The sequence below is a fragment of the Pseudomonas sp. NBRC 111132 genome, assembly GCF_001320565.1.
GTDB lineage: Bacteria > Pseudomonadota > Gammaproteobacteria > Pseudomonadales > Pseudomonadaceae > Aquipseudomonas > Aquipseudomonas putida_P.
In genome coordinates this window covers 14,988-33,378 of sequence record NZ_BCBI01000041.1, presented here as the reverse complement: position 1 = coordinate 33,378, position 18,391 = coordinate 14,988, and the positions used below count along the sequence as shown (strand labels likewise).

Sequence of the window (18,391 nt, the reverse complement as noted above, 5' to 3'; positions counted from 1 at the left end):
GTTATGGTGGAAGTGAAGGGCGCTCGTAAAGCCTACGGTGCACTTGAAGTGCTCAAGGGTATCGACCTGTCGGTGTCGCGTGGGCAGATTGTCGCCATCATTGGCCCCAGCGGCTCGGGTAAAAGTACCTTGCTGCGCTCGATCAATCATCTCGAAGTGCTTAATGGTGGTGAGGTCTGGCTTGACGGCGATCAGGTCAACCGGCCCTTGAAAGGCCGCGCCTTCGAACAGCATATCAACCGGGTGCGCCAACAGATGGGCATGGTGTTCCAGCACTTCAACCTGTTCCCGCACCTTACCGTCTGTGAAAACATCGCGATAGGGCCTGTGAAGTTGAAAGGCTACTCGAAAAGTGCGGCCAGGGCGTTAGCCCTGGAGTACTTGCAGAAGGTCGGGTTGGCTAACAAGATCGACGAGTACCCATCACGTTTGTCTGGGGGGCAAAAACAGCGTGTTGCCATCGCCCGTGCGCTGGCCATGCAACCCAAGGTCATGTTGTTCGATGAGGCGACCTCGGCGCTGGACCCCGAGCTTGTGGAGGAAGTGAACCTGGTCATGAAGCAACTGGCGGCCGAACACATGACCATGCTGATCGTCACCCACGAGATGCGTTTCGCGGGGGAGGTGGCCGATCAGATTGTGTTCATGGATGGCGGGGTGGTCGTGGAGCAGGGTACTCCGAGTGAAATCCTGAGCAACCCAGTTCAGGACCGCACCCGGGCTTTTCTGAAAAAGCATCTGCATGACCGCTAGTTCACCGGAAAAATGAGTCGAAGCCTCCTATTTTTTAAGTTGTCGCTTCCAGATACCTGGGGGATATGCAGAAGCAAACCCCGCGTTTGGCCAATAAGCCGGCCTACCAAATCCTGATCAGTAATGGTTCCACCACGCATCGCACAATTCACTAACGCCAACCAGGCGGCCCAGGCGGCGGACGTGGCCGCGGCCATTTCCCTGCAGGTACTCAAGGGCACCATTCGGGCCTTCGACCCGCGCTACCACTCGGTCAAGGCCCATGTCGCCCAGGCGCAGACCGCTCGCTATATCAAGCAGTTGCTGGGTGACAGCCAGCTGATCGAGGAGAACATCGACTACCGCCTGCAAGACACCTATAGCCTGCGCGCCATCCCCCAGGTGCATGGTGCCTCCAAGCAGTTCATCGCCTACGCCCAGGCCTGCATCGACAACGAGATCGGCTCCTCGGGCGACAACCCGGTGATCTACCCGCTCAGCGACGATGACGGTATCGCCATCTCCGGGGCGAACTTCGATGGTTCCTACATCGGCATGGCGGCGGACACGCTGTGCAACGCAATGACCAACCTGGCGAAGATCTCCGATGTGGCAACCAAGAAGACCCGGTGAGCTTTGCCTTCAACGCAGCCATAAAGGCGTACCAAGTGTCGCGCAAGCTGGAGTCGGTGCTAGCCATCGAGATCCTGGTCGGCTGCCAGGCCCTGGACTTTCATGAGGTGGGCAAGGCCTCCAGTGCCACGCGTGCGCTCTATGAACTGGTGCGCAGTCGCGTGCCAGTGGCCAATGAAGACCGCGCGTTCTACGCCGATATCGTTGCGGTGACTGAGCAACTACGCGAGGGCGAAGTGCTCGCAGTCATTGATCGCGTGCTTGCCAATCTGTGATTGCGTACCGGCCCGGTGGATATACCGGGCCGGCTCCGGAGTTTGTTGAGCGATCAAATCACCTGTGGCGAACCCTCAAATACACGATTTAACATAATATGCATTATGAGTAACTTCATATTTCAGTGCCGTACCGTGGACGGCCAGATGTTAAGTCAGCACAAGCTCCTCACTCATTCAAACCGTTGGCTTAATTGATCCAGGTTAAGGTTGGCTCACATTGCCTTGAGTAAAATGCGGGCTCCGCACCCTCACGGGGAATCTGGCATGACGATCATCGTAACCGGCGCCGCGGGATTCATCGGCAGCAATCTCGTTCAGGCACTCAACCAACGCAACGAGACCAATATCATTGCCGTCGACGATCTGACCGATGGCGACAAGTTCAGCAACCTGGCCGACAGTGAAATTGCCGATTACCTGGACAAGGACGATTTTCTCGACCGGTTCGGTCGCGGCCAGTTTGGCAAGGTGCGCGCCGTTCTGCACCAGGGTGCGTGTTCAAGCACCGTCGAAGGCGACGGTCGTTTCATGATGGACAACAACTACCGGTTCAGCCGTGAGTTGCTGACGTATGCACAGCACCAGGAAATCCCGCTGCTATATGCATCATCGGCCGCCGTATACGGCGCAGGACGCATCTTTAGCGAACAGCGTGAGTGTGAACGCCCGCTGAACGTCTATGGCTATTCCAAGTTTCTGTTCGATCAACAGGTGCGCCGGCAACTGACGGCGGCTCGCAGCCAGGTCGTCGGCTTGCGTTATTTCAATGTCTACGGGCCCCATGAGCAGCATAAAGGCCCGATGGCCTCAGTGGCCTTACACTGCTTCAATCAGTACCAGGCTCGCGGAAAAGTCAGCTTGTTCGGTAGCTATGGGGACTTCCCCAGCGGTGGCCATCTGCGGGATTTCGTCTCTGTTGAGGATGTGGTCAAGGTCAATATGTTCTTCCTTGAGCGACCACAACTCAGTGGCATATTCAATGTTGGCAGTGGTCGTGCCCAGCCATTCAACGACGTTGCAGGGGGTACTGGAGTACAGCGAATTTCCTGATCATTTGCGTGGCAAATACCAGTGCTACACCTGTGCCGACCTGGAGCGCTTGCGCGCTGCTGGTTACAAGGCGCCTACATTGACAGTCCAGCAAGGCGTGGCCCGCTACTGTGACTGGTTGCAGGGTAACCAAAGCCCGCCGCCCGCTCCTTTCAAGCAAGCGGCGGCAGCTTGATGTTGCGCATTTGTGTGGTTGGCAGATGCTTTTACCTGCTTTGATGCGATTTATTGGTGAATTATTGACGATAACTACACTAAATAGTCATTTAGTGTAGTTATATAAAAGGTCAGGTTAATGCCTGCACTTTTTCTTCAGGCCAACCCACCAAAACGCTTGTAGAAGCTCTCGTTCACATCCGGCAATGGTCCGTCTGCGGTTTCCAGCGCAGCGTTCAACCATTCCTCTGCCTTGGCAAACACCAGCCGATAGAGATTGCGGCACAGTTGTCGCGCAGCCCTTCCCTCCCAATCTCCTGGCAGCAGCTCGTCCGGTAGTTGCGGGTCGCGCAGCAGCAGGCGGCGGTACTCGTGTATCAGCAGTGTGCGTGCAAGGAAGCAATCTTGCGCATCCAGCAGTTGTTGCTCTTTCAAACCTTGCCAAAGCGGCCTGAACAGCTGGATGAACTCGCTGTACTGCTCCCCCAGCTCTTCGATACGCCAGCTTTCCCGCACCTGGGCGCGCATGGCCTTGGACGCGAGAACCTCCTGGGTGTGGGTTTCGAAGACGATGCTGTCGTCACTGGCTTCAAGGTCGCGCAACGTGGCAGCCAGGTCGGCACGGTCAGCCCTTGGGCAGCCCAGCAGGTTCGGGGCCATGACGCCGAACCCCTGCCATTCCAGCTCTTCACGCAAGGCCTTGCGCTTGCCAGCCTCGAGTTGTGACAGCAACACCAGCGTCCAGGCGCCGTCCCAAGCGGGCTGGCTCTGGCTGTAGACGCGTTTGAAGGCTTTTTCGAAACGTCGGCGGCCAGTGCCCGTCAAGCTGTAGTAACTGCGCCGGCCAACCTTTTCAGCGGTAAGCCAACCTTCTTTGGTCAGGCGAAAGATCGATGTGCGGATCAGCCGTTCATTGATGCCGATCGGCTCCAGCAGATTGATCAGGCTACCTAGCCAGACTGTCCCGCCGTGGGGCTCGATGGCATCGCCGTACAACGTGATGATCAGAGAGCTGGCGCGAATCGGCGTCTGCTCCTGAAAGCGGGTAATCAAATTGTTCAGTGGGGCAAGATTGCTCATGGGCGAACTGTGCGCGGAGAAAGCACCGACTATACCTGTGCGGCGGGCCGCCTGGCCATGGCGTGTCACTGCCAGGTTCATGCGCTTGCCTGGCCCTTGGGCCTGACACCGGAGTCTTCCATGCGTGGGCGCCCCGGTTCTGCCTCGGCCAGCGGCGGGCATTCGACCATACTGTTCATGCAACGCTGCGCCAGATGCTGGTACTGCGCGGTGCCGCGCTGCTTCCAGGCCAGCTCCTGATCGGTCAATGGGCGCTTGACCTGAGCCGGCGAACCCATCACCAGGCTCTGCACGGCACATTCGAAGCCAGCCTTGACGAACGCTGTGGCCGCAACGATGCAGCGTGGCGCTACGTGGGCGCCATCCATCACCACCGCGTTCATGCCGATCAAGGCGTCCTCACCCACGCGACATCCGTGCAGCACGGCACCATGGCCGACGTGCCCATTGCGCTCCACTACGGTGTCACCGCCTGGGAAGCCATGCATCACGCAGGTGTCCTGAAGGTTGGCGCCCTCCTCTAGCACGATGCGGCCAAAATCGCCCCTCAGCGACGCCAGAGGGCCTATGTAGCAACGAGGGCCAACGATGACGTCACCGATCAGGACCGCGCTGGGGTGCACGTAGGCTGTGGGATGAACCACGGGCGTCAGGCCGTCCAGTCGATAGCAAGGCATGGCAAAGCTCCTGAAATGATTTGAAATGCCATTCGATCTTGTATCACAAGACATTTCGTCGTCAACCGGGTAGATCGTGTATCGCTTCAGTCAGGCCAAGTAAGCTGAAAGAAAGTGGCAAATCGTCTGCCTAAATGCCTTGATCAAACGTTTCATCAAGAATTTATAAGGTCGATGATGCTGGCAAAAAATACAACAAAGGGATACGAGATGCATTTTTGAATGTTGCATTTATGTATCGCGTAATGCATATACTGGCCGCACCTGGTCGTGATCCCGCATCACGCCCCTGCAAACAATTCCAAGAAATGCCGGCCCCACGATGTGCCGTGCGTGCAGCCAGAGGAACCCGACATGCCGCGATATCTCGCTGTGCAGGCGCCCGAACACGGCGTTCAGCTCATTACCTTGCAACGGCCCGAGGCCTTGAATGCCCTGTGCACCGAGCTACTGGCAGAACTGGCTGCTGCGTTACAAGCAGCCGCTGGCGACGAACAGATCGGCGCTGTTGTGATTACCGGCAGCGCCAAGGCATTCGCTGCAGGTGCCGACATCCGGGAAATGGCCGAGCGCGACCTGGTCGGCATACTCAATGATCCGCGCGTAGCCCACTGGCAAAGCATCGCGGCATTCACCAAGCCATTGATTGCCGCTGTCAATGGTTACGCCTTGGGTGGCGGTTGCGAACTGGTGATGTGCGCCGACATCGTCATCGCTGGCACCGATGCCCGCTTCGGCCAGCCAGAAATCAACCTCGGCATCATTCCCGGTGCCGGCGGCACCCAGCGCCTGTTGCGTGCCGTCGGTAAGCCGCTGGCCATGCAGATGGTTCTGACCGGTGAAGCAATCACCGCTCGCCACGCCCAGCAGGCGGGCCTTGTCAGCGAAATTTCCCAGCCCGAACTTACCGTCGAGCGCGCCATGCAGGTCGCCCGCAGCATCGCTGCCAAGGCGCCGCTTGCCGTGCGCCTGGCCAAGGAGGCGCTACTGAAGGCCGGTGATACCGACCTGGCCAGTGGCCTGCGCTTCGAACGCCATGCGTTCACCTTGCTGGCCGGTACTGCCGACCGGGACGAAGGCATCCGGGCCTTTCAGGAAAAGCGCCAGGCTCGTTTCCAGGGCCGCTAAACATCATTCCCTCGACTGACGGAGCGAGTCTGTCATGACTTTCCAGCACATCCTGTTTTCCATCGAGGACGGCGTTGCCCTCCTTTCATTGAACCGCCCCGAGCAACTGAACAGCTTTAACACCGCCATGCACATGGAAGTGCGCGAAGCACTCAAGCAAGTACGCCAGAGCAGTGAAGCGCGGGTGCTGTTGCTGACGGCTGAAGGCCGGGGCTTCTGCGCCGGCCAGGACCTGTCCGACCGCAACGTTGCCCCCGGCGCCGAAATACCGGACCTGGGCGAGTCGATCGACAAGTTCTACAACCCGCTGGTGCGCACCCTGCGCGACCTGCCGCTGCCAGTGATCTGTGCGGTCAACGGCGTGGCTGCCGGCGCTGGCGCAAATATCCCGCTGGCCTGCGATCTGGTGCTGGCCGCCCGCTCCGCCAGCTTCATCCAGGCCTTCTGCAAGATCGGCCTGGTGCCGGACTCTGGCGGCACCTGGCTGCTGCCGCGCCTGGTTGGCATGGCGCGGGCCAAGGCCCTGGCCATGCTGGGTGAGCGCCTTGGCGCCGAGCAGGCCCAGCAATGGGGGCTGATCCACCGGGTGGTGGATGATGCCGCACTGCGAGACGAAGCCCTCGCCCTCGCCCGCCAGCTTGCCACCCAGCCCACCTACGGCCTGGCGCTGATCAAGCGCAGCCTCAATGCCAGTTTCGATAATGGGTTTGACGAGCAGCTGGAGCTGGAGCGCGACCTGCAGCGCCTGGCCGGGCGCAGCGAGGACTACCGCGAAGGCGTGAGTGCCTTCATGAACAAGCGCACGCCAGTTTTCAAGGGGCGCTGAACATGAGCGCACTCGCAAGCAATGTGCAGGTGGCGGTGATCGGTGCCGGTGCCATGGGCGCCGGTATCGCCCAGGTGGCGGCCCAGGCCGGCCACCCAGTGAAGCTCTATGACAACCGCCCGGGGGCAGCTGCCCAGGCAGTGGCGGGTATTGATCGGCAGCTGGCCCGGCAAGTGGAAAAGGGCAAGCTGCAGGCCGTTGAACGGGAAGCGATCAGCGCCCGTCTGTGCCCGGTCGATACGCTCGAAGCTCTGGCCGATGCCGGCCTGGTGATTGAAGCCATCGTCGAAAACCTGCAGGTGAAACAGGCGCTGTTCAGTCAGCTCGAAACCCTGTGCGGCGCCGACTGCATTCTTGCCAGCAACACGTCGTCGCTGTCCATCACCAGCCTTGCTGCCGGTCTTGAGCGCCCGCAGCACGTGGTCGGCATGCACTTCTTCAACCCTGCTCCATTGATGGCGCTGGTCGAAGTGGTGTCTGGCCTGGCAACCGCCCCGACAGTTGCCGCATGCATCTATGCCACTGCCCAGGCCTGGGGCAAACAGCCGGTGCACACGCGCTCTACACCGGGGTTTATCGTCAACCGCGTGGCGCGGCCGTTTTATGCCGAAAGCCTGCGCCTGTTGCAAGAAGGTGCCGCCGATTGCGCCAGCCTCGATGCGCTGCTGCGCGAGGCCGGGGGCTTCCGCATGGGGGCGTTCGAACTCACCGACCTGATCGGCCACGACGTCAATTACGCTGTCACTTGCTCGGTTTTCGATGCGTTCTATGGTGATTTCCGCTTCCAGCCATCACTGGTGCAGAAAGAACTGGTGGACGCCGGTCGCCTTGGGCGCAAGACCGGCCAGGGCTTCTATAGCTATGCCGAGGGCGCCGAACGCCCCCAGCCTGCCGAACTGCACAGCCTCGCCATTGCAGGTGCCTGCGTTGTCGAGGGCTGCCTGGGCGTGATGCAACCGCTGGCCGAACGCCTGCGCCAAAGCGGCATTGCCGTGACCCAGCGCGCCGGCAGCGGCCTGATCCAGGTGGGCGATGCCACCCTGGCCCTGTCCGACGGCCGTTTGGCCAGCCAACGCGCCCGTGAAGACGGCCTGCGCAACCTGGTGCTGCTCGACCTCGCGCTGGACTACGGCAGCGCCACGCGTATCGCCATTAGCTGGTCGGCCGATACCAGCGAAAGTGCCCGCGACCAAGCCGTTGCCCTGCTGCAGCGCGCAGGCCTTAAAGTGACCGGCGTCGCCGACCTGCCAGGCCTGGTGGTACTGCGCACCGTCGCGATGCTCGCCAACGAAGCCGCCGATGCCGTGTTGCAGGGTGTCGGCAGCGTTGCCGACATCGACCTGGCCATGCGCGCCGGCGTCAATTACCCCTGCGGCCCTCTGGCCTGGGCCGCGAACATCGGTATTGGCCACACCCTGCGCGTACTGGACAACCTGCAACGCAGCTATGGCGAGAGTCGCTACCGCCCTTCCCTGCTGTTGCGCCGCTGCGAAGCCAAAGGAGGCACCCTGCATGACTGAAGTGGAACTGGCACAAGCCTGTGCCGACGCCATGTACGCCCGGGACCAGGCCACTCAGGGCCTGGGCATCAGCCTGTTGGGTGCCGGGCCGGGCCGGGCCAGCCTGCGCATGCCGGTACGTGCCGACATGATTCAGGGCCATGGCACCTGTCATGGTGGCTTCCTGTTCGCCTTGGCCGATTCGGCGTTTGCCTTCGCCTGCAACAGTTACGACCAAGCCACCGTGGCGCTGGGCTGCAGCATCGACTACCTGGCCCCGGCATTGCGCGATGACGTGCTCACCGCTCACGCCAGCGAAGTCAGCCGCAAAGGCCGTACCGGCCTGTACGACGTGCGCATCGACAACCAGCGCGGTGAGCTGGTGGCGATGTTCCATGGCAAATCCTACAAAGTGCGCGGCACCGTGCTGGCGCAGGAGACGCAAGATGACTGAACCGACCCTCGCCGATGCCTTGATCATCGACGCCGTGCGCACCCCCATTGGCCGCTATGCCGGCGCCTTGAGCAGCGTTCGCGCCGACGACCTCGCGGCCGTCCCGCTCAAGGCGTTGATCCAGCGCCACCCCGAACTGGACTGGAAGGCCGTTGATGACGTGATCCTCGGGTGCGCCAACCAGGCAGGCGAAGACAACCGCAACGTGGCCCACATGGCCAGCCTGCTGGCCGGGCTACCGCTCGAAGTGCCGGGGACTACCATCAACCGCCTGTGCGGTTCTGGCCTGGATGCCATCGGCAATGCGGCCCGCGCCCTGCGCTGTGGTGAGGCCGGGCTGATGCTGGCTGGCGGCGTGGAGTCGATGTCGCGTGCGCCGTTTGTAATGGGCAAGTCGGAACAGGCATTCGGTCGCACGGCGGAACTGTTCGACACCACCATCGGCTGGCGTTTCGTCAACCCACGGATGAAGGCCGCCTACGGTACCGATTCGATGCCGGAAACTGCCGAGAACGTAGCTGAGCAGTTTGGTATTTCCCGCGCCGACCAGGATGTTTTCGCCCTGCGCAGCCAGCACAAGGCTGCCGCAGCGCAGGCCCGAGGCCGCCTGGCCCGGGAAATCGTGCCGGTCGAGATTGCGCAGCGCAAAGGCCCGGCCAAAGTGGTCGAGCATGACGAGCACCCACGCGGCGACACGACGCTGGAGCAGTTGGCCAAGCTGGGTACTCCATTCCGAGAGGGGGGGAGCGTAACCGCCGGCAATGCCTCCGGGGTCAATGACGGCGCGTGCGCCCTGCTACTGGCCAGCAGCGACGCTGCCCGCCTGCATGGTCTGAAAGCGCGCGGTCGCATCCTCGGCATGGCCGTGGCCGGGGTTGAGCCGCGGCTGATGGGTATCGGCCCGGTGCCGGCAACCCGCAAGGTACTTGAAATGACTGGGCTGTCGCTGGCTGACCTGGATGTCATCGAGCTCAACGAGGCCTTCGCCGCACAAGGTCTGGCCGTGTTGCGCGAGCTAGGCCTCACTGACGACGACGCGCGGGTCAACCGCAACGGTGGCGCGATTGCCCTGGGCCATCCGCTGGGCATGAGCGGTGCGCGGCTGGTGACCACGGCGCTGCACGAGCTGGAAGAGACGGGCGGTCGTTACGCCTTGTGCACCATGTGCATCGGCGTTGGCCAGGGCATTGCCATGGTCATCGAGCGCCTCTGAGCGGTTCACACCATCCGCCTGTTACCGAACTGAACGCAGCCGTATATGCTGCCTCCATGACACTCACCGCGCGGCCTGCAACCGCAGGCGCGCGGCGTACAAGAACAATTCGAGTGAAGCCATGAATATGTACCATGATGCCGATCGTGCCCTGCTGGACCCGATGGAAACCGCCAGCGTCGACGCCCTGCGCCAGCATCAGCTGGAGCGTTTGCGCTGGAGCCTGAAGCACGCCTATGACAACGTGCCGCTGTACCGTCAGCGCTTTGCCGAGTGCGGCGCCCACCCCGATGACCTCAAGTGCCTTGAAGATCTGGCGAAGTTCCCCTTCACCGGCAAGAACGACCTGCGCGACAACTACCCCTACGGCATGTTCGCAGTGCCGCAGGAAGACGTGGTGCGCTTGCATGCCTCCAGTGGCACCACCGGCAAGCCGACGGTGGTCGGCTACACCCAGAACGACATCGACACCTGGGCCAATGTGGTCGCCCGCTCGATCCGTGCCGGTGGCGGGCGCAAAGGCGACAAGGTACATGTTTCCTACGGCTATGGCCTGTTCACCGGTGGGCTTGGTGCACACTACGGCGCCGAGCGCCTGGGCTGTACAGTCATCCCCATGTCCGGCGGCCAGACCGAGAAGCAGGTGCAGCTGATTCGCGACTTCCAGCCCGATATCATCATGGTCACCCCATCCTACATGCTCAACCTGGCCGACGAGATCGAGCGCCAGGGCATCGACCCGCACGACCTCAAGCTGCGCCTGGGCATTTTCGGTGCCGAGCCCTGGACCGATGAACTGCGCCGCTCGATCGAGCAGCGTCTGGGTATCAACGCCCTCGATATCTATGGCTTGTCGGAGATCATGGGCCCAGGGGTGGCGATGGAATGCATCGAGACCAAGGACGGCCCGACCATCTGGGAAGACCACTTCTACCCCGAAATCATCGACCCAGTCACCGGCGAAGTGTTGCCGGACGGCCAGCTGGGCGAGCTGGTGTTTACCTCACTGAGCAAGGAAGCGCTGCCGATGGTGCGCTACCGCACCCGTGACCTTACCCGTCTGCTGCCCGGCACCGCCCGGCCCATGCGCAGAATCGGCAAGATCACCGGCCGCAGTGACGACATGCTGATCATTCGCGGGGTCAACGTGTTCCCCACGCAGATCGAGGAGCAGGTATTAAAAATAAAACAGCTTTCAGAGCTTTATGAGATTCATCTGTATCGCAATGGCAACCTGGACAGTGTCGAGGTGCATGTGGAGTTGCGTGCGGAGTGCCAGCACCTCGATGAAGGCCAGCGCAAGCTGGTTATCGGGGAATTGAGCAAACAGATCAAGACCTACATCGGCATCAGCACCCAGGTGCACCTGCAACCCTGCGGCACGCTCAAGCGCTCAGAAGGCAAGGCGTGCCACGTGTTCGACAAACGGTTGGCCAGCTGAGTCATTCGGCTGCCTTTTCGGCCCCGGCATGGTCCGGGGCTTTTTTTTGCCTGTTGGAGCGGCCTTGCGTCGCGATTGGCCTGCAAGGCAGCCCCCCGTCGGTGGGCAATGTGATACACAAATCTTATTCGATACATATAAAACTGTTTGACGTTATGTTTTGTATCGCTTACAAATGACTCATGCCTCAGCAGGAGTCTGAACTCATGTACGCACAGCTAGTGGAAACCGGAGTCAAGCGCGTCAAATCGCTGGAAGAAATGTCCCCCGAGGAGCGCAACTTCCAGGAAAAGATCGACGCCGAAATCAAGATCGAAGCCAAGAACTGGATGCCCGAGGCCTACCGCCAAACCCTCATCCGGCAGATCTCCCAGCACGCCCACTCGGAAATCGTCGGCATGCTGCCCGAAGGCAACTGGGTCACCCGCGCCCCCAGCCTCAAGCGCAAGCTGCAGTTGATGGCCAAGATCCAGGACGAAGCCGGCCACGGCCTGTACCTGTACAGCGCCATGGAAACCCTGGGTGCCGACCGCGACGAAGAAGTGGCCAAGCTGCACAGCGGCAAGGCCAAGTATTCAAGCATCTTCAACTACCCCACCCTCAGCTGGGCCGACATGGGCGCAGTGGGCTGGCTGGTAGATGGCGCGGCCATCGTCAACCAGGTGGTGCTGCAACGCACCTCCTACGGCCCCTACTCCCGCGCCATGATCCGTATCTGCAAGGAAGAGAGCTTCCACCAGCGCCAGGGCTACGAAATGCTCCTGACCATGATGCGTCATGGCACCCAGGCCCAGAAGGACATGGTCCAGGACGCCATCAACCGCCTGTGGTGGCCTGCGCTGATGATGTTCGGCCCCAGCGACGAACACTCGCCCAACAGCGCCCAGTCGATGGCCTGGAAGATCAAGCGCCAGACCAACGACGAGCTGCGCCAGCGTTTCATCGACCAGACCGTGCCACAGCTCGAGCTACTTGGCTGCACTGCCCCGGACCCTGAGCTGAAGTGGAACGCCGAACGCGGCCATTACGACTTCGGCGAAATCCAGTGGGACGAATTCTACGAAGTGATCAAGGGCAATGGCCCGTGCAACCTGGAACGTGTCGCCACTCGGCGCAACGCCATCGAGAGCGGTGCCTGGGTACGCGAGGCCGCCGTGGCCTACGCGCGCAAGCAACAGAACAAGAACGCCGCCTGAGCGGCGATTGATGCGGAGATCGAAAATGTCTGTCTGGACCCTCTACGAAGTGTTCGTGCGCAGCAAGCACGGCCTTAACCACAAGCATGTCGGCAGCGTGCACGCTGCCGATGCCGCCATGGCCATCGAGAACGCCCGCGAGCTGTACACCCGCCGCAGCGAAGGCGTGAGCCTGTGGGTGGTGCCTTCGGCGCTGATCACCGCCTCCTCCCCCGACGAGAAAGACCCGCTGTTCGCCCCCTCGGACGATAAGGTCTATCGCCATGCCAGCTTCTACGAGCTGCCCGACGAAGTCGGACACATGTGAGGTTGGCCATGCATAAAGAAGCCCTTGTTCCTTACCTGCTGCTGCTCGGCGACAGTGCCCTGGTGCAGGGCCAGCGCCTTTGCGAATGGTGTGGCCGTGCGCCTGCCATCGAAGAAGAGCTGGCCTTGATGAACGTCGGCCTCGACCTGGTCGGGCAGGCGCGCAACTGGCTGGAGTATGCCGCCGAGCTGCTCGATGACGGCCGTGATGCCGATGCCCTGGCTTTGCGCCGTGACGAGCGCGCCTACCGCAACCTGCTGCTGGTCGAGCAACCCAACGGCGACTTTGCCGTGACCATGACCAAGCAGTTTCTCTACGACGCCTGGCACTTCGCCGTGCTTCAGGGGCTGGTCGAGTCCAGCGATGCGCGTGTCGCCGGCATCGCCGCCAAGGCCCTGAAGGAAGTCACCTACCACTTGCGCCGCTCCAGCGAGTGGGTACAACGCCTGGGTGATGGCACCGAAGAAAGCCGCCAGCGCATGCTCGCCGCTATTCCGTCACTGTGGCGTTTCACTGTCGAACTCACGACCGGCAGCGACAACGAAGTGCATTTGGCCGAAGCCGGTATCGGCGCCAACCCTGCCGCTGTCGGTGCCGCCTGGCTCCAACAGGTCACAACGACCTTCACTTCGGTCGAGCTGCCGCTGCCCAAGGCCGCCAGCCACTTCTACCTGGATGGCCGCAAAGGGCTGCACACCGAGCACTTGGGCCTGCTGCTGGCCGAGATGCAGTTCCTGCCAAGGGCCTACCCCGATGCAACCTGGTGAGCTGATTGCCGGCGACCGCGGTGCGCGGGCGCTGCAAGGGGGCGACCTGGCACGCGCCTGGGCGGTATTGGGCCAGGTCATGGACCCGGAAGTCCCGGTGGTCAGCGTGGTCGACCTGGGGATCGTGCGCGACCTCGATTGGCGGGCCGGCCACCTGCACCTGGTGGTCACCCCGACCTACTCCGGTTGCCCGGCCACCGAGGTGATCGAGGGTGATATCCGCCAGGCGCTGGAACAGGCCGGTTTCGCCGCACCAGCGCTTGAGCGCCGGCTGACCCCGGCCTGGAGCACTGACTGGATCAGCGAGCTGGGCCGCGAGCGCCTGCGTGCTTATGGCATCGCACCGCCGCAAGGCAGCGCCAGCAAACGCAGCCTGCTTGGCGAAGCGCCTCAGGTGTGCTGCCCGCAATGCGGCAGCACCCATACCGAATTGCTCAGCCAGTTCGGTTCCACGGCCTGCAAGGCGCTTTACCGCTGCCGCGAGTGCCTGGAGCCGTTCGACTATTTCAAATGCATTTGAGCCGTGGAGAACGCCATGAGCCAGTTTCACAGCCTGACCATCAAGCAAGTGCGCAACGAGTCCCGTGATGCGGTGTCGATCGCCTTCGATGTACCCGAGCACCTGCAGGACCAATTCCGCTTCACCCAGGGGCAGTACCTGGTCATGCGTACCCAGCTGGATAACGAAGAAGTCCGCCGCTCCTACTCCATCTGCAGCGCGGTGCAGGACGGCGAGCTGCGTGTGGCCGTCAAACGTGTGCCAGGCGGGCGTTTTTCCGCGTTTGCAAACGAAGTGCTCAAGGCCGGCCAGCAGCTGGAAGTGATGCCGCCATCGGGCAGCTTCTTCGTGCCGCTGGACCCGACTCGCCAGGGCAATTACCTGGGAGTGGCGGCCGGCAGTGGCATTACGCCGATTCTGTCGATCATTGCCACGACCCTGGCCAGCGAGCCGAACAGCCGCTTCACCTTGCTGTATGGCAACCGTTCCAGCTCGGGCGCGCTGTTTCGCGACAAGCTCGAAGACCTGAAAAACACCTACCTCGACCGCCTGAACCTGATTTTCGTGTTCAGCCGCGAACAACAGGACGTTGACCTGTACAACGGCCGCATCGACGCCGACAAGTGCGGCCAGCTGTTCTCGCGCTGGCTGGACGTGCCCGGCCTGGACGCCGCATTCATCTGTGGCCCGCAGGCAATGACCGAGACGGTGCGTGACAGCTTGCAAGCCAACGGCCTGGAAAAACAGCGTATCCATTTCGAGCTGTTCGCCGCTGCCGGCAACGAAGCCCGACGCGAGGCCCGCGAAGCTGCGCGCCAGGTGGACGCGGCGCTCAGCCATATCACCGTGATCAGCGACGGCCGCGCGCTGACCTTCGACCTGCCGCGCAACACCCAGAACGTGCTGGACGCCGGCAACGCCATCGGCGCCGAGCTGCCCTACTCGTGCAAGGCCGGCGTGTGCTCCACCTGCAAGTGCCGAGTGATCGAGGGCGAAGTGGAAATGGACAGCAACCATGCCCTTGAAGACTACGAAGTGGCGGCCGGGTACGTGCTGTCGTGCCAGACCTACCCGGTGAGCGACAAGGTGGTGCTCGATTTCGACCAGCTTTGACACCGCGTCGCCTGTTTCGCGGGCGCGCCCGCTCCCACAGGGATCGCACAAAGGCGAAGAGCAACGCCTTACCTGTGGGAGCGGGCAAGCCCGCGAAGAGGCCATCAGCAACACCGCAACACCCGCGTGACCTCAACAAAACAATTACAACACCCAGAGATCGCAACCCATGACACCCGAACGCATAGAAAGCATCGCCAACCACCCCGACTTCCAGCACCTGGTGCGGCGCAAGCGCCGTCTCAATGGCAGCCTGACCCTGGCCATGCTGGTGATCTACTACGGCTTCGTCCTGCTGGTGGCGTTCTCGCCCAGCACATTGGGCCAGTCCCTCAGCGGCGGCGTGACCACTGTCGGCATGCTGGTGGGCGTGCTGATGGTGCTGCTGTCCTTCGCCCTTACCGGCATTTATGTGCACCGCGCCAACAACGTGCTCGACCCGCTCAACGACAAGGTCAAGCAGGAGTGCGCACAATGAACTGGACCGCCATTTCGATGTTCATGGTGTTCGTCTGCTTCACGCTGCTGGTCACCCGCTGGGCTGCCCTGCGCACCCGCTCGGCCAGTGACTTCTACACCGCTGGCGGTGGGCTGACCGGTATGCAGAACGGCCTGGCGATCGCCGGTGACATGATCAGCGCCGCGTCGTTCCTGGGTATTTCCGCGATGATGTTCATGAACGGCTACGACGGCCTGCTGTATGCCCTGGGCGTACTGGCCGGTTGGCCGATCATCCTGTTCCTGATTGCAGAGCGCCTGCGCAACCTGGGCAAGTACACTTTCGCCGACGTGGTCAGCTACCGCCTGGCGCAAACCCCGGTGCGCCTGAGCTCGGCCTTTGGCACCCTGGTGGTGGCGTTGATGTACCTGGTGGCGCAGATGGTCGGCGCCGGCAAGCTGATCGAGCTGCTGTTCGGCATCAGCTACCTGTACGCCGTGATGCTGGTCGGTGTGCTGATGGTCGCCTATGTCACCTTCGGCGGCATGCTTGCCACCACCTGGGTGCAGATCATCAAGGCCGTAATGCTGCTGTCGGGCACCAGCTTCATGGCCTTCATGGTGCTCAAGCACTTTGGTTTCAGCACCGAAGCGATGTTTGCCAGCGCCGTGGCCGTGCATGCCAAGGGCCAGGCGATCATGGCCCCGGGCGGCTTGCTGTCAAACCCAGTGGACGCGATTTCTCTCGGTTTAGGCATGATGTTCGGCACCGCCGGCCTGCCGCATATTCTGATGCGCTTCTTCACCGTCAGTGATGCCAAGGAAGCACGCAAGAGCGTGTTCTACGCCACTGGCTTCATCGGTTACTTCTACCTGCTGCTGATCATTGTCGGCTTTGGCGCCATCGTGATGGTTGGCACCGAGCCGTCCTACCGCGATGCCACCGGCGCCATCATCGGCGGCGGCAACATGGTCGCCGTGCACTTGGCCCAGGCCGTGGGTGGCAACCTGTTCCTCGGCTTCATCTCTGCCGTGGCTTTCGCCACCATCCTGGCCGTGGTCGCCGGCCTGGCGCTGTCCGGGGCATCGGCGGTCTCCCACGATCTGTATGCCTGCGTGATGCGCAAAGGCAAGGCGACCGAGCAAGAGGAAATGCGCGTGTCGCGTGTTGCCACGCTGGTCATCGGCCTGCTTGCGGTGATCCTCGGCCTGATGTTCGAGTCGCAGAACATCGCCTTCCTCTCCGGCCTGGTGCTGGCGGTAGCCGCCTCGGTCAACTTCCCGGTGCTGCTGCTCTCGATGTTCTGGAAAGGCCTGACCACCCGCGGCGCGGTGTGCGGCAGCATGGCCGGCCTGGTCTCGGCGGTGCTGTTGGTCGTGCTGGGCCCAGCAGTGTGGGTCAACGTGTTGCACAACGAGACGGCGCTGTTCCCCTACAGCAACCCGGCACTGTTCTCCATGAGCCTGGCCTTCCTCAGTGCCTGGGTGTTCTCGGTTACCGACAGCTCCGAACGTGCCGTCGAGGAACGTGGCCGCTACCTGGGCCAGTTCATCCGCTCCATGACCGGCATCGGCGCTGCCGGCGCCAGCAAGCACTGATTTCAAGGACGAACAACCATGTCGGGTAAAACAACAACAATGAACCGCACGCACTTCATGTCAGCCGCCTGGCTGGCCACCCTCGCCCTGCCAATGCCGGCGCTGGCGGACTTCATCGGCGACAGCCATGCACGCCTGGAGCTGCGCAACCACTACATCAACCGCGACTTCCGCCAAAGCAATGCGCCCCAGGCCAAGGCCGAGGAATGGGGCCAGGGCTTCACCGCCAAGCTGGAGTCGGGCTTCACCGAAGGCCCCGTCGGCTTTGGCGTCGACGCCATGGGCCAGTTGGGCATCAAGCTCGACTCCAGCCGGGACCGTCGCAACACCGGCCTGTTGCCCTTCGGCCCGAACAGCCATGAACCCGTCGACGACTACAGTGAGTTGGGCCTGACCGGCAAGGTGCGGGTGTCCAAAAGCACCCTGCGCCTGGGCACCTTGCAGCCGATTCTGCCGGTGGTGGTGTACAACGACACCCGACTGCTGGCATCCACCTTCCAGGGTGGCCTGCTGACCAGCCAGGACCTCGAAGGCCTTACTTTCAATGCCGGCCGCCTGACCAAGGCCAACCTGCGCGATTCCTCGGGCCGCGATGACATCGGCTACGGCACCGCGACCAGCGACCACCTGGACTTTGGTGGTGGTAGCTACGCCATCACCCCGCAAACCAGCGTCAGCTACTACTACGCCAAGCTTGAGGACATCTATCGCCAGCAGTTCGTCGGCCTGATCGATACCCGCCCATTGAGTGAAGGGGTGAGCCTGCGCAGCGACCTGCGCTATTTCGACAGCCGCAATGATGGCGCCGAGCGTGCCGGCAACATCGATAACCGCAACTTCAACGCCATGTTCACCCTGGGTGTACGGGCGCACAAGTTCACCGCCACCTGGCAGCAGATGTCCGGTGACAGCGCCTTCCCGTTCGTCAACGGTGGCGACCCGTTCACCGTCAACCTGGTCACCTACAACACCTTCACCCGGGCCGGGCTGGACTCGTGGCAAGTGCGCTACGACTACGATTTCGTTGCCATGGGTATCCCTGGCCTGAGCTTCATGTCCCGTTACACCGACGGCCGTCATGCGCAAACCGCCACCGTCAGCAATGGCCGTGAGCGCGAGCGCGATACCGACATCACCTATGTCATCCAGAGCGGCCCGTTCAAAGACGTCAGCCTGCGCTGGCGCAACGTCACCTTCCGCTCCGGCAATGGCCTGACCAACGCCGTGGACGAGAACCGCCTGATCATCGGTTACACCCTGGCGCTGTGGTAACAGCGCCCCCTCACATTTGAACAGCATGGAGAA

At 62.0% G+C, this 18,391-nt stretch carries 19 protein-coding genes and 1 pseudogene; 18 read left to right on the top strand and 2 right to left on the bottom strand.

The annotated features are described in order from the left end of the window. The first annotated feature begins 3 nt into the window (after window positions 1–3). From APH35_RS19035 to rfaD, 4 genes and pseudogenes are all read left to right on the top strand, one after another. Window positions 4–753 carry an amino acid ABC transporter ATP-binding protein gene (locus APH35_RS19035; protein WP_123108812.1) on the top strand — a complete coding sequence of 250 codons (750 nt, stop codon included), beginning with the start codon at window positions 4–6 and terminating at the stop codon, window positions 751–753. Between the two features lie 123 nt (window positions 754–876). Next, a complete protein-coding gene (locus APH35_RS29455) occupies window positions 877–1,365 on the top strand; it encodes an aromatic amino acid lyase (protein WP_060515273.1) in 489 nt (162 codons plus the stop codon). A 35-nt stretch (window positions 1,366–1,400) separates the two neighbouring features. Further along, a complete protein-coding gene (locus APH35_RS29450) occupies window positions 1,401–1,640 on the top strand; it encodes a hypothetical protein (RefSeq protein WP_231118577.1) in 240 nt (79 codons plus the stop codon). A 267-nt stretch (window positions 1,641–1,907) separates the two neighbouring features. Next, window positions 1,908–2,868: pseudogene (rfaD, locus tag APH35_RS19020) on the top strand (ADP-glyceromanno-heptose 6-epimerase). A 137-nt stretch (window positions 2,869–3,005) separates the two neighbouring features. Here the strand turns inward: rfaD and paaX are convergent. Further along, window positions 3,006–3,929, bottom strand: coding sequence for a phenylacetic acid degradation operon negative regulatory protein PaaX (gene paaX, locus APH35_RS19015; protein ID WP_176729444.1), 924 nt, complete (start codon window positions 3,927–3,929; stop codon window positions 3,006–3,008). Window positions 3,930–4,006: 77 nt separating this feature from the next. After that, complete coding sequence (paaY, locus tag APH35_RS19010; protein WP_012272251.1) at window positions 4,007–4,606, bottom strand: phenylacetic acid degradation protein PaaY; 600 nt, start codon at window positions 4,604–4,606, stop codon at window positions 4,007–4,009. 354 nt (window positions 4,607–4,960) lie between these two features. On the opposite strand from paaY, the gene paaF reads away from it, so the two are divergent. From paaF to APH35_RS18940, 14 genes are all read left to right on the top strand, one after another. Next, complete coding sequence (paaF, locus tag APH35_RS19005) at window positions 4,961–5,734, top strand: 2,3-dehydroadipyl-CoA hydratase PaaF (RefSeq protein WP_060515272.1); 774 nt, start codon at window positions 4,961–4,963, stop codon at window positions 5,732–5,734. Between the two features lie 34 nt (window positions 5,735–5,768). Next, on the top strand, window positions 5,769–6,560 hold the full coding sequence (gene paaG, locus APH35_RS19000; protein WP_012272253.1) for a 2-(1,2-epoxy-1,2-dihydrophenyl)acetyl-CoA isomerase PaaG: 792 nt from the start codon (window positions 5,769–5,771) through the stop codon (window positions 6,558–6,560). Between the two features lie 2 nt (window positions 6,561–6,562). Continuing rightward, the gene (gene paaH, locus APH35_RS18995; protein ID WP_060515271.1) at window positions 6,563–8,080 is read left to right on the top strand and encodes a 3-hydroxyacyl-CoA dehydrogenase PaaH; all 1,518 of its coding nucleotides are present in this window, start codon (window positions 6,563–6,565) and stop codon (window positions 8,078–8,080) included. Continuing rightward, window positions 8,073–8,513, top strand: coding sequence for a hydroxyphenylacetyl-CoA thioesterase PaaI (gene paaI / locus APH35_RS18990; protein WP_060515270.1), 441 nt, complete (start codon window positions 8,073–8,075; stop codon window positions 8,511–8,513). Before paaH ends, paaI begins: the two co-directional genes overlap by 8 nt. Then, complete coding sequence (gene pcaF / locus APH35_RS18985) at window positions 8,506–9,726, top strand: 3-oxoadipyl-CoA thiolase (protein WP_060515269.1); 1,221 nt, start codon at window positions 8,506–8,508, stop codon at window positions 9,724–9,726. Before paaI ends, pcaF begins: the two co-directional genes overlap by 8 nt. Window positions 9,727–9,847: 121 nt before the next feature. Next, complete coding sequence (gene paaK / locus APH35_RS18980) at window positions 9,848–11,167, top strand: phenylacetate--CoA ligase PaaK (RefSeq protein WP_012272257.1); 1,320 nt, start codon at window positions 9,848–9,850, stop codon at window positions 11,165–11,167. A 206-nt stretch (window positions 11,168–11,373) separates the two neighbouring features. Then, complete coding sequence (gene paaA / locus APH35_RS18975) at window positions 11,374–12,363, top strand: 1,2-phenylacetyl-CoA epoxidase subunit PaaA (protein WP_060492378.1); 990 nt, start codon at window positions 11,374–11,376, stop codon at window positions 12,361–12,363. Between the two features lie 25 nt (window positions 12,364–12,388). Beyond that, window positions 12,389–12,670 (top strand): 1,2-phenylacetyl-CoA epoxidase subunit PaaB, encoded by a 282-nt coding sequence (paaB, locus tag APH35_RS18970; protein ID WP_004374528.1) that lies wholly within the window; start codon window positions 12,389–12,391, stop codon window positions 12,668–12,670. A gap of 8 nt (window positions 12,671–12,678) precedes the next feature. Continuing rightward, window positions 12,679–13,437 (top strand): 1,2-phenylacetyl-CoA epoxidase subunit PaaC, encoded by a 759-nt coding sequence (paaC, locus tag APH35_RS18965; protein ID WP_060515268.1) that lies wholly within the window; start codon window positions 12,679–12,681, stop codon window positions 13,435–13,437. Further along, complete coding sequence (gene paaD, locus APH35_RS18960) at window positions 13,424–13,957, top strand: 1,2-phenylacetyl-CoA epoxidase subunit PaaD (protein ID WP_012272260.1); 534 nt, start codon at window positions 13,424–13,426, stop codon at window positions 13,955–13,957. Before paaC ends, paaD begins: the two co-directional genes overlap by 14 nt. A gap of 15 nt (window positions 13,958–13,972) precedes the next feature. Next, complete coding sequence (gene paaE, locus APH35_RS18955) at window positions 13,973–15,049, top strand: 1,2-phenylacetyl-CoA epoxidase subunit PaaE (RefSeq protein WP_060515267.1); 1,077 nt, start codon at window positions 13,973–13,975, stop codon at window positions 15,047–15,049. Window positions 15,050–15,218: 169 nt separating this feature from the next. After that, on the top strand, window positions 15,219–15,527 hold the full coding sequence (locus tag APH35_RS29165; RefSeq protein WP_012272262.1) for a DUF485 domain-containing protein: 309 nt from the start codon (window positions 15,219–15,221) through the stop codon (window positions 15,525–15,527). Beyond that, entirely contained in the window at window positions 15,524–17,086 is a 1,563-nt protein-coding gene (locus tag APH35_RS18945; RefSeq protein WP_060515266.1) for a cation acetate symporter, read from the top strand. Before APH35_RS29165 ends, APH35_RS18945 begins: the two co-directional genes overlap by 4 nt. Before the next feature lie 39 nt (window positions 17,087–17,125). Then, window positions 17,126–18,358 (top strand): OprD family porin, encoded by a 1,233-nt coding sequence (locus APH35_RS18940; RefSeq protein ID WP_060515265.1) that lies wholly within the window; start codon window positions 17,126–17,128, stop codon window positions 18,356–18,358. Window positions 18,359–18,391: the final 33 nt, after the last annotated feature.